This window comes from Roseovarius pelagicus, assembly GCF_025639885.1.
Lineage (GTDB): Bacteria > Pseudomonadota > Alphaproteobacteria > Rhodobacterales > Rhodobacteraceae > Roseovarius > Roseovarius pelagicus.
On record NZ_CP106738.1, the window covers coordinates 2,131,144 to 2,142,820 of the forward strand.

Genomic DNA, 11,677 nt, shown 5'->3' on the forward strand with positions numbered 1-11,677 from the left:
GTTGGGTCACAAATACTGACTTTTATTTCCGAACCGGACGTATTATGAACGGCGCATAAACAAGAGGTGCGCTCGTGGCCAATGATCCTATGCTAAAATTCGTAACCGTGCCCCGGGATATGCCGGAAAAGCGCGCGCCTGATCTACGCAATCAGGATTTCCACGAGATTTATGCCGAGTACGCAGACGCCAAGGCCCGCGAACAGGCCAGCCGATGCAGCCAGTGCGGTGTGCCCTACTGTCAGACCCACTGCCCTCTGCACAACAACATCCCAGATTGGTTGCGTCTGACCGCCGAAGGGCGGCTGCAAGAAGCCTATGAGCTGAGTCAGGCCACCAACACCTTTCCGGAAATTTGCGGCCGCATTTGCCCACAAGACCGCCTGTGCGAAGGCAACTGCGTGATCGAGCAATCTGGCCACGGTACCGTGACCATCGGATCAGTCGAGAAATACATCACCGACACCGCATGGGAACAAGGCTGGGTCAAACCCGTCGCGCCCATGGCCGACCGGGCCGAAAGCGTCGGGATCATCGGCGCGGGCCCCGGTGGGTTGGCAGCCGCGGATGTGTTGCGGCGCGCGGGCGTTCAGGTGACGGTCTATGACCGCTATGACCGGGGTGGCGGGCTGATGACCTACGGCATTCCCGGATTCAAACTGGAAAAAGACGTGGTCATGCGCCGCATCGACCAGTTGGAGCAGGGCGGCGTGGAAATGAAGCTGGACTGCAACGTGGGTGAGGACATTTCCTTTGGTGCGATCCGGGGCAAGCATGACGCGGTGATTATCGCGACAGGTGTCTATAAATCACGCGAATTGCAGGGTCCGGGTGCCGGTGCGACCGGCATCGTACGAGCGATTGACTATCTGACGGCATCCAACCGGCTATCGTTTGGTGACACAGTGCCAGAGATCGATAGCGGCGAGTTGAACGCAAGCGGCAAGAGGGTCGTCGTCATCGGCGGGGGCGATACGGCGATGGATTGTGTGCGCACCGCCATCCGGCAGGGCGCAACATCGGTCAAATGCCTGTATCGACGCGACCGGGCCAACATGCCGGGCAGCCAGCGCGAAGTGAACAACGCCGAAGAAGAGGGCGTGATCTTTGAATGGTTGAGCGCGCCCAAGGGCTTTCTTGGTGATCCGGTAACGGCAGTGAAAGTGCAGCAGATGCGGCTGGGAGCGCCCGATGCCACGGGCCGCCAAAGCCCAGAAGAGATCGAAGGCGCAGTTTATGATGAGCCTGCGGATCTTGTTATCAAGGCACTGGGGTTTGAAGCCGAAGACCTGCCGGGCCTGTGGGATCAACCCGAACTGGCGGTGACCCGCTGGGGCACGATCAAGGCCGAGTACACCACCGGGCGCACTGAAATGGACAGCGTCTATGCGGTGGGCGATATCGTGCGTGGCGCGTCTCTGGTCGTTTGGGCGATCCGCGATGGCCGTGACACGGCAGCGGCTGTTCTGGAGGATCTGAGCGCCACAGCGGCGATGGCGGCGGAATAGACCGGGTCGGTATGGCGTCGGTTTAACGTCGGTATTTGGTCGGTGCCCAATTCGGCGAACCAGCGGTTACAGGTCAATAAAGCTGACTCATAATAGGTAAGGAACACGGACGTGATGGCGGAGAAGACAGGGAAATGCATGTGCGGCGCGATCAGCTTTACCGCGCGGGGCAGCCTTGACCGTTTTAACATCTGTGCCTGTGATATGTGCCGCCGGATCACCGGATCGCAGTTTTTTAGTGTCTGGCTGAATATGTCAGAGTTGGACCTGAGCGGCGCCGATAACATCCGCACGCTGCAAAGCTCTGATTGGGCCGAACGCGCATTCTGCGGCAATTGCGGGTCGGTCCTGTGGTATCGCCCGACCGATGGCGCCGAGGGCGTCGGGCTGTCGCTGGGCCTGTTTGACGATGTGACCGGGCTGGTTGGGGACAATCATTGGTACACTGACAAGGCGATATGCCAGACCGTAACACTTCCCCCCGCGCACACCCTGACCGAAGCCGAGACAGAGGCGCAATACAATGGTGGGACGGATTGATGCGCCGTCTGGACATGCGCCCGATGAAGAAGCTGCGTGGTCGGGCGCGCTATGAACGTGCGTTCCGTCGCGGAATGGCTGGGATCGCGCAGGATTTTCCGCCCGAAGGTTGCTGGCGTGGCGACTATTACAACTGGAAACTTCCGGTTTATGAAAAGGTCATTTCCCCCGACCACGGAAGTGACGCATTTCGCCGTGAAGCCGTGCAGGTGATGGTCGATACTGCCGCCCAGATGGCGGGGCATAAGCCACGCGGCGCCGAACATGCTCGCGTGGCAGCGATCATCGAATGGCCGCATCTCTTTGGCTCGGAAATCTGCGTATTTTTCGACCGGGACTATGAGTTTCGCTTTGATCCCGAACAGCCGACCAAACATGGCTGCGCCGATTATGACATGGGTTGGATCAAGAGCCGCGCACCCGAGCGCGATCTGCTGGATATGCTGCAAGTGGCGGTGCCGGACGGCTTCTCTCATGCGGGGATCGCCTTCGAGGAATACCAGAGCGAAGACGACCACACCTATGCCCATGAGCGTTGGGTGGTGATGGAACGCAGTGAAAGGATCGCCGCATGAGCATCGAGGGAAAATGTCTGTGCGGTGCGGTTCATATCACAGTGGACGGTCGCCATGAGTCGCAGATCGGTGCCTGTCATTGCCGGATGTGTCAGGCTTGGTCGGGTGGTCTCTTTGTCTGTTTCGAAGCGGATGCCGATGCTGTCCAGATCACCGGTCAAGTTGCGCGGCACATATCATCATCCTTTGCCGAGAGAGCGTTCTGTCCGACCTGTGGATCGCATTTGTGGATGCGCGACACTGACCGCGTTGACGCCCCTTATGATCTGATGCCGGGATTGTTCGATGCGGCACATGACTGGCCGCTCCGATCCGAGATTTACGCCGATCGTGCAATGACCGCGATCTGCCTCGATGGCACGCACCGCCGTACCTCGCGTGCCGAATACGAGACCACCAACACCCATGTCGAGGGAGACACACCATGACCACATACGACGCCGAATGGGCACGCGCCGAAGAAGCCAAGCGTAACTGGCTGGCCGAGAACGGCATGTATGGCCATGACGAGGAACACTCCTCTTGCGGGGTTGGCCTGGTGGTATCGGTCAATGGCAAGCCGAGCCGCAAGGTGGTGCAGGCCGGGATCGACGCGCTAAAGGCGATCTGGCACCGTGGTGCAGTCGATGCCGATGGTATGACCGGCGATGGGGCGGGCATTCATGTGCAGATCCCCGTTCCGTTCTTTTACGACGCAATCCAACGCACCGGCCACGAGCCGCGCGAGGATCAGCTGGTCGCGATTGGTCAGGTGTTTCTGCCGCGCACGGATTTTGGTGCGCAGGAAATGTGCCGGACCATTGTCGAAACCGAAGTGCTGCGCATGGGGCACACAATTTATGGCTGGCGGCATGTACCGGTGGACATCACCTGTCTGGGCGAGAAAGCCAACGCAACGCGGCCCGAGATCGAGCAAATCATGATCTCAAACGCCAAGGGGATCGAAGAAGAGGCGTTCGAGCGCGAGTTGTATGTCATACGTCGCCGGATCGAGAAGGCCGCAACTGCCGCCGGGATTGCCGGGCTTTATATCGCGTCGCTGAGTTGCCGCAGCATCATTTACAAGGGCATGATGCTGGCCGAGCAGGTGGCGGTGTTCTATCCGGACCTGATGGACGAACGGTTCAAATCCGCCTTTGCGATCTATCATCAGCGCTATTCGACCAACACATTCCCGCAGTGGTGGCTGGCGCAGCCGTTCCGCATGTTGGCTCATAACGGCGAGATCAACACGCTCAAGGGCAACAAGAACTGGATGAAGAGCCACGAGATCCGCATGGCGTCATCGGCGTTCGGTGATTTGGCCGAGGATATTAAACCAATCATCGCCGGGGGGTCATCGGATTCAGCTGCGCTGGATGCAGTGTTCGAGGTGCTGGTGCGCGCCGGACGTTCTGCGCCCATGGCCAAGACAATGCTCGTACCGGAAAGCTGGTCCAAGCAAACCGAGGATCTGCCGCAGGCATGGCGCGATATGTATTCGTATTGCAATAGCGTGATGGAACCGTGGGACGGCCCCGCTGCGCTGGCGATGACCGATGGCCGCTGGGTCTGTGCCGGTCTGGACCGGAACGGGTTGCGCCCGATGCGCTATGTGGTGACGGGTGACGGGCTGCTGATCGCGGGCAGCGAGGCTGGCATGGTGCCCATCGACGAGGCAACCGTGCGGGCCAAGGGCGCGCTTGGTCCCGGGCAGATGCTGGCCGTGGACATGAAAAGCGGGCAGTTATTCCGTGACCGCGAGATCAAGGACAAGCTGGCGGCCGCCCTGCCCTTTGGCGAGTGGGTCGGCAAGATCAACGATCTGGACGAGGCGCTGGCCGTGGTCAGCGAAGAGCCGATTCACACCGGGGGCGACCTGCGCCGCCGCCAGATTGCGGCGGGCTATTCCATCGAGGAACTGGAGCAGATTCTGGCGCCGATGGGCGAGGACGGCAAAGAGGCGATTGCGTCAATGGGTGACGACACGCCCAGCGCGGTGCTCAGCGGCACATATCGCCCGCTGAGCCATTTCTTCCGCCAGAACTTTAGCCAGGTGACCAACCCACCGATCGACAGCCTGCGCGAATACCGGGTGATGAGCCTGAAAACGCGCTTCGGCAACCTTAAGAACGTGCTGGACGAGAGCAGTGCGCAGACCGAGATTCTGGTGCTGGAAAGCCCGTTTGTCGGCAATGCGCAATGGAACGTGCTGATGCAGCAGTTCAACGCGGATGTGACCGAGATTGATTGTACGTTCGAGCATGGCAAGGGGACCTTGCAGGCCGGGCTGCAACGTATCCGCGCCGAGGCAGAGGATGCCGTGCGGTCAGGCGCGGGGCATCTGGTGCTGACCGATCAGAACACCGGCCCAGAGCGGATCGGCATGCCGATGATTCTGGCCACCAATGCCGTTCACAGCCACCTGACACGCAAGGGGTTGCGGACCTTCTGTTCGCTCAACGTGCGGTCGGCGGAATGTATTGACCCGCATTATTTTGCCGTGCTGGTGGGCGCTGGCGCAACTGTTGTGAACGCCTATCTGGCCGAGGACAGTCTGGCCGACCGGATCGAACGGGGGCTGCTGGAAGGGACGCTGACCGAGGCCGTCGCGCGTTATCGCAAGGCGATTGACGCGGGCCTGCTGAAAATCATGTCCAAGATGGGGATTTCTGTCATCTCGTCCTATCGGGGTGGTCTGAATTTCGAGGCAATCGGCCTGAGCCGGGCGATGTGCGCCGAGTTTTTCCCCGGCCTTGTCAGCCGGATCAGCGGGATCGGCGTCAGCGGCATCCAGACCAAGCTGGAAGAGGTCCATGCCCGTGCCTATGGCGCAGCCGAGAACGTCCTGCCCATCGGCGGGTTCTACAAGGCGCGCAAATCCGGAGAGAGCCACGCATGGGGCGCGCAGACCATGCATATGATGCAGACGGCCTGTAATACTGCCAGCTATGAGCTGTGGAAGCGGTATTCAGCCGCGATGCAGGCCAACCCGCCGATTCATCTGCGCGATCTGATGGCGATCAAGCCACTGGGCAGCGCGATCCCCCTCGAAGAGGTGGAAAGCGTAACAGCGATCCGCAAGCGGTTCGTGACGCCGGGGATGAGCCTTGGCGCGCTCAGCCCCGAGGCGCACAAGACGTTGAATGTGGCCATGAACCGTATCGGTGCGCGCAGCGACAGTGGCGAGGGCGGCGAAGACCCGGCACATTTCCTGCCCGAGGCGAATGGTGACAACCCGTCGGCCAAGATCAAGCAGGTCGCATCGGGCCGGTTTGGCGTGACGGCAGAGTATCTGAACCAGTGCGAGGAACTGGAAATCAAGGTCGCGCAGGGTGCCAAGCCCGGCGAAGGTGGCCAGCTACCCGGTATGAAAGTGACCGAACTGATCGCGCGTTTGCGCCACGCCACACCGGGCGTCACCCTGATCAGTCCACCGCCGCACCACGATATCTATTCCATCGAGGATCTGGCGCAGCTGATTTACGACCTGAAGCAGATCAACCCGATCGCCAAAGTCACGGTCAAGCTGGTGGCACAATCGGGCGTGGGCACGATTGCCGCCGGTGTGGCCAAGGCCAAGGCGGATGTGATCCTGATCAGCGGCCACAATGGCGGCACCGGAGCCAGCCCGGCAACGTCGATCAAATACGCAGGCCTGCCGTGGGAAATGGGCCTGACCGAGGCGCATCAGGTGCTGAGCATGAACAAGCTGCGTGACCGCGTGACGCTGCGCACGGATGGCGGGCTGCGTACCGGGCGCGACATTGTCATGGCAGCGATGATGGGCGCCGAGGAATACGGCATCGGCACTGCCGCGCTGATCGCAATGGGCTGTATCATGGTACGCCAATGCCAAAGCAACACCTGTCCCGTTGGCGTCTGCACTCAGGACCCTGCGCTGCGCGACAAGTTTACCGGCAATGCGGACAAGGTCGTGAACCTGATCACCTTCTACGCGCAGGAAGTGCGCGAGGTGCTGGCCGGGATTGGCGCGCGCAGTCTGGACGACGTGATCGGACGTGCCGATCTGCTGGCGCAGGTCAGCCGGGGCAGCGCGCATCTGGATGATCTGGATTTGAACCCGATGCTGATCACCGTCGATGGCGCCAAGAACGTGCGCTATGACCGCGCCCGCCCACGCAATGCCGTGCCCGACACGCTGGATGCGGATATCGTCAACGATGCGCGCCGGTTCCTGGAGGACGGTGAAAAGATGCAGCTGCACTATGCCATCCAGAACACCGACCGGACCGTGGGCACCCGCCTGAGCAGCCATATCGTCAAGAAGTTCGGCATGCGCAATTCGCTGCAATCCGACCACCTGACAGTCAAATTGTCGGGCAGTGCGGGCCAATCTCTGGGGGCGTTTGCCGCGCCGGGGCTGAAGCTGGAAGTATCGGGTGATGCCAATGATTATGTGGGCAAGGGCCTGTCGGGTGGCATCATCGTTGTACGCCCGCCAATGTCCAGCGCGCTGGAGGCGTCAGAGAACACGATCATCGGCAATACGGTGCTATACGGGGCCACGGCGGGCTATCTCTTTGCCGCCGGGCGCGCTGGCGAGCGGTTCGCGGTGCGTAACAGTGGCGCGCATGTGGTGATCGAAGGCTGCGGCAACAGTGGATGCGAATACATGACCGGGGGCGTTGCGGTGATTCTGGGACGGATCGGGGCAAATTTCGGGGCCGGCATGACAGGCGGAATGGCCTATCTGTATGATCCTGACCAGAGCGCCGGAAACCTGATGAACATGGAAACGCTGGCCACGTCACCCGTCGCACATCCGCATTGGCAGGCCCAACTGCGTGAACTGGTGGAACGCCACGCCGCAGAGACCGGCAGCCGTAAGGCGCGCGATATCATGCAGCATTGGGAACTGGAGATGCAGCACTTTGTTCAGGTTTGCCCGATCGAGATGCTGGGCAAGCTGCCGCACCCATTGGAATACGCAGACGTGGCTGTTCCGGCGGAGTAGTCGGAACCTTTACCGGCGACGGTGCGTTGTCCAGACACTTACCGTTTCCACAATCTCAGCCCCGACCCACCATGGGTCGGGGTTTTCTTTTGGTGATCTTGTCCGATCAGAAGCTGGCCTCGAAGAGCTGCCGCAGGTTCGTTTCAGTCAACTCCACCGGGTTGCCGCCACAGCTGGGATCCTTCAGCGCCTCTGACACCAGTTCATCCACCCGTGCCGGATCAACACCGAGATCACGCAGCGAACGCGGAATGCCGAGCGCGTCGTTGAAGTCTTGCACAAAGGCGCGGAAGCCGTCAAAGCCGCCCTCGATGTCCAGATAGGCCGCCGCATCGCGGAATCGGTCGGCAATCTTGGGCGCGTTGAGGTCCAGCACAGCCGGCATGCAGACCGCGTTGGTCGTGCCGTGGTGGGTATGGAACACGGCGCCGATCGGGTGACTCATGGCGTGGATCGCGCCTAGCCCCTTTTGGAACGCCGTGGCGCCCATCATCGCCGCGCTCATCATCTGTGCACGGGCCTCGATATCGGTGCCGTCGGCATAGGCGCGAGGCAGATACTCCTTTACCAGCCGCATGCCTTCCAGCGCGATACCTTGGCTCATCGGATGGTAATGCGGGCTGCTATAGGCCTCGACGCAGTGCGCGAACGCATCCAGACCGGTGCCCGCCGTGATGAATTTCGGCATGCCCACGGTCAGTTCGGGATCACAGATCACGACTTGCGGCAGCACTTTTGGGTGAAAGATGATCTTCTTCACATGGGTCACGGAATTGGTGATGACGCTGGCACGCCCCACCTCAGAGCCGGTGCCCGCCGTGGTCGGCACGGCGACGATAGGCGCGATGGCGTCCGCATCCGCGCGTGTCCACCAATCGCCCACATCCTCATAGTCCCAGACCGGGCGGGTCTGGCCGCACATAAAGGCAACCATCTTGCCCAGATCAAGGCCAGAGCCACCGCCGAACGCGATCACGCCATCGTGGCCGCCAGCGTTGTAGACTGCGACACCCGCATCTAGGTTTTGCTCGTTCGGATTGGGGTCAACATCCGAAAAAATACCGCGCCCGAGGCCAGCAGCCTCCATGATATCCAGCGTCGCGGCAGTGATTGGCAGATTGGCCAGCCCCTTGTCCGTTACCAGCAGCGGGCGTTTGACCCCGGCCTGCGCACAGGCGGCGGGCAGTTCGGCAATGCGGCCTGAGCCGAATTTGATCGTGGTCGGATAGGACCAGTTGGCAGTCAGAGTCATGAGGTCACCTTTTTCAGATGGTAGGATTTGGGGCGGGTCAGGTTGTGATAGCCGATCACCGACAATCCTCCGCCGCGCCCGGTGTTCTTGCAGCCCGTCCAGCACAGACCCGGATCCAGATAGTCGGCCCGGTTCATAAACACGGTGCCGGTTTCGATCCGGTCGCCCACCGCCTGCGCGCGTTCGACATCCGCCGTCCAGAGGCTGGCCGTGAGGCCAAATTCGCTGTCGTTCATCAACGCGATCGCCTCGTCGTCGCCGCTGACTTTCATTATGCCGACCACGGGGCCAAAGCTCTCGTCGCGCATTACGCGCATCTCATGGGTCACATCAGTCAGAATTTGTGGTGTCAGATACGCGCCACCATCATCCTCGGCAAACCTGTCGATCTGCGCCACAGCCCCTGCGGCAATCGCCTCGTCGATCTGTGCGCGCACTTCCTGTGCAAACCGGACGTTCGCCATTGGCCCCAATGTCGTCTCGGCCTCCAGCGGGTTGCCCAATTTATAGCCGCTCACGATTTTTACCGCCTTCTCAACAAAAGCATCATAGAGGCTGTCATGGACGTAAATCCGCTCGATCCCGCAGCAGCACTGACCGGAATTGAACATCGCACCGTCGATCAGCGTATCCACCGCCGAGTCCAGATCGGCGTCCTCCATCACATAACCGGGATCCTTGCCCCCCAGTTCGGTGCTGACGGGCGTGAACGTGCCCGCTGCCGCCTGTTCCATCGCGCGACCGCCGCCAACGGAGCCGGTGAAATTGACGAAGTCGAAAGCGCGCGCCGCGATAAGTGCCGAAGTGGTGTCATGGTCCAGAAATACGTTCTGGAACACATCCTCGGGCACGCCTGCGGCATGAAATGCGCGCGCCATCCGTTCGCCCACCAGCAACGTCTGCGTGGCGTGTTTCAGCATGACCGCATTACCCGCGATCAGCGCGGGCGCAACGGTGTTGATCGCGGTCATATAGGGGTAGTTCCACGGCGCTACGACGAACACGACACCATGCGGAATGCGCCGGATGTAGCGTTTGAACGTTGCGTCTTCGCCCACTTCGATATCGGCCAGCGCGTCGGCGGCAATCTGTGCCATGTGGCTGGCACGCTCATCAAAGCCGCCAAACTCGCCACCATAGCGGACAGGCCGCCCCATCATATGGGCCAGTTCCGGCACGACCTCGTCATTCATCGCACCAACGGCGGCAACACCTGCCATGACCAGCGCAATCCGATCCTCCAGTGGTCGTGCGGCCCATGCCGCCTGTGCTGCGCGGGCCTTGTCCGCCACCGCCTGCGCAGCCGCTTGCGTCAGAACCTCGCGCTCGGCAAAGACCGACCCGTCAATTGGCGAGATACATTTCAGAACCTGACCCATTTCACATCTTCCTTGTGTTTCTTCTTGCCCAAAATATCCCCGCCGGAGGCAAGAGATTCTTGTTACGCACGTTCAAACCCGCGCGCGATCTCGTAATCCGTCACAACCCTGTCGAAATCCTCGATTTCGACTTCAGCGGCGCGCGCGTAATGGTCGATCACATCGTCGCCCATCGCCGCACGCAACATCGCCGATCCGGTCAACGTCTCGCGCGCATCACGCAGGGTGCCGGGAATCATGCCCTCGTTGCCGCTATAGGCGTCCCCTTTGAACGGTGGTGACAGTTCGAGCCCTTCTTCGATCCCGGCGATCCCGGCGGCCAGCTGTGCAGCCATCGCCAGATAAGGGTTCAGGTCCGATCCGCCAACGCGGCATTCGACTCGCACAGCCTTGGTGCCGTCACCGCACAGGCGGAAACCGGCCGTACGGTTGTCCACGGACCAGATCGTGCGGGTGGGGGCAAACGTGCCCTTTTGGAACCGCTTGTAGCTGTTGATGTACGGCGCGAGGAAATAGGTATAGTCTGGGGCGTATTTCAACATGCCTGCCATGTAGTTTTTCATCAGTTGCGACATGCCCAGATCGTCCGACGGGTCCTGAAACGCGTTCTTGCCATCCTTCCAAAGCGACTGGTGCACATGGCTGGAGCTGCCGACGCGGTCATGGTGCCATTTCGGCAGGAAGCTGGCCGCATGTCCGTGCTGCCACGAAATCTCCTTGATCGCGTGCTTGGCGATGGTGTGGTAATCGGCCGTGTTCAGAGCCGCATCATATTTGATGTTCAACTCTTCCTGACCGGATTCCGCTTCGCCCTTGGAGTTTTCGATCGGGATACCCGCGTTCCACAGATGGTTGCGGATGGGGCGCATCACATGCTCTTCCTTGGTGGTCTGGAAGATGTGGTAATCCTCGTTATAGCCTGAAATCGGCTCCAGATCGCGAAAGCCGCTCTTGCGGATATCGTCATAGCTCTTCTCGAACAGGAAAAACTCCAGTTCGGTCGCCATCATTGCGTCATATCCCAGCGCTTCCAACCGTTTCAGCTGTTTTTTCAGCATGGCGCGGGGGGAATGGGGAATGTCGGCGTGGGTATGGTGATCCTGAATATCGCAAAGCACCATCGCGGTGCCCTCAAGCCACGGCATCATGCGGATGGTGCCCAGATCGGGCTTCATCACGTAGTCGCCATAGCCCTTTTCCCAAGACGTGCTGGCAAAGCCATCCGGCGTGGCCATCTCTAGGTCGGTGGCCAACAGATAGTTGCAGCAATGGGTTTCGGCGTAGGCGCCATTGATGAAATGACCCGCATGGAACCGCTTGCCCAGCAGGCGGCCCTGCATATCCACGAAACACACAAGAACAGTATCCACCTCTCCGGCGTTTGTCTTGGCTTTCAACTCGTCGAAACTCAGGCTCATATCGGCGTTCCATCTCTGTCAGGCGGTGGCAAAATTCTTCGCGAAGAA

General features: G+C 60.5%; 8 protein-coding genes. 5 read left to right on the top strand and 3 right to left on the bottom strand.

The features are described from left to right. Positions 1 to 74 precede the first annotated feature (74 nt). The 5 genes from N7U68_RS11675 to gltB all read left to right on the top strand — a co-directional run bounded on the left by N7U68_RS11675 (position 75) and on the right by gltB (position 7,580). Entirely contained in the window at positions 75 to 1,508 is a 1,434-nt protein-coding gene (locus N7U68_RS11675) for an NAD(P)-dependent oxidoreductase (RefSeq protein WP_263046904.1), read from the top strand. 114 nt (positions 1,509 to 1,622) lie between these two features. Further along, positions 1,623 to 2,048 carry a GFA family protein gene (locus tag N7U68_RS11680; protein ID WP_165195353.1) on the top strand — a complete coding sequence of 142 codons (426 nt, stop codon included), beginning with the start codon at positions 1,623 to 1,625 and terminating at the stop codon, positions 2,046 to 2,048. After that, complete coding sequence (locus tag N7U68_RS11685) at positions 2,048 to 2,623, top strand: DUF3916 domain-containing protein (protein ID WP_165195351.1); 576 nt, start codon at positions 2,048 to 2,050, stop codon at positions 2,621 to 2,623. Before N7U68_RS11680 ends, N7U68_RS11685 begins: the two co-directional genes overlap by 1 nt. Next, on the top strand, positions 2,620 to 3,051 hold the full coding sequence (locus tag N7U68_RS11690; protein WP_263046905.1) for a GFA family protein: 432 nt from the start codon (positions 2,620 to 2,622) through the stop codon (positions 3,049 to 3,051). The genes N7U68_RS11685 and N7U68_RS11690 overlap by 4 nt, the downstream gene beginning before the upstream one ends. After that, on the top strand, positions 3,048 to 7,580 hold the full coding sequence (gene gltB / locus N7U68_RS11695; protein WP_263046906.1) for a glutamate synthase large subunit: 4,533 nt from the start codon (positions 3,048 to 3,050) through the stop codon (positions 7,578 to 7,580). Before N7U68_RS11690 ends, gltB begins: the two co-directional genes overlap by 4 nt. A 106-nt stretch (positions 7,581 to 7,686) precedes the next feature. On the opposite strand, the gene N7U68_RS11700 is transcribed toward gltB, so the two are convergent. From N7U68_RS11700 to N7U68_RS11710, 3 genes are all read right to left on the bottom strand, one after another. Continuing rightward, positions 7,687 to 8,832, bottom strand: a complete 1,146-nt coding sequence (locus N7U68_RS11700; protein ID WP_263046907.1) for an iron-containing alcohol dehydrogenase — start codon at positions 8,830 to 8,832, stop codon at positions 7,687 to 7,689. Next, complete coding sequence (locus N7U68_RS11705; RefSeq protein ID WP_263046908.1) at positions 8,829 to 10,211, bottom strand: aldehyde dehydrogenase family protein; 1,383 nt, start codon at positions 10,209 to 10,211, stop codon at positions 8,829 to 8,831. Before N7U68_RS11705 ends, N7U68_RS11700 begins: the two co-directional genes overlap by 4 nt. Positions 10,212 to 10,273: 62 nt before the next feature. Further along, entirely contained in the window at positions 10,274 to 11,629 is a 1,356-nt protein-coding gene (locus tag N7U68_RS11710) for a glutamine synthetase family protein (RefSeq protein WP_263046909.1), read from the bottom strand. Positions 11,630 to 11,677 lie beyond the last annotated feature (48 nt).

Bases quoted from the DNA above. Each gene is read 5' to 3' on its own strand.
- N7U68_RS11690 (WP_263046905.1), top strand. From the start codon at position 2,620: ATGAGCATCGAGGGAAAATGTCTGTGCGGTGCGGTTCATATCACAGTG.
- N7U68_RS11685 (WP_165195351.1), top strand. From the start codon at position 2,048: ATGCGCCGTCTGGACATGCGCCCGATGAAGAAGCTGCGTGGTCGGGCG.
- N7U68_RS11710 (WP_263046909.1), bottom strand. From the start codon at position 11,629: ATGAGCCTGAGTTTCGACGAGTTGAAAGCCAAGACAAACGCCGGAGAG.
- gltB (WP_263046906.1), top strand. From the start codon at position 3,048: ATGACCACATACGACGCCGAATGGGCACGCGCCGAAGAAGCCAAGCGT.
- N7U68_RS11705 (WP_263046908.1), bottom strand. From the start codon at position 10,211: ATGGGTCAGGTTCTGAAATGTATCTCGCCAATTGACGGGTCGGTCTTT.
- N7U68_RS11700 (WP_263046907.1), bottom strand. From the start codon at position 8,832: ATGACTCTGACTGCCAACTGGTCCTATCCGACCACGATCAAATTCGGC.
- N7U68_RS11680 (WP_165195353.1), top strand. From the start codon at position 1,623: ATGGCGGAGAAGACAGGGAAATGCATGTGCGGCGCGATCAGCTTTACC.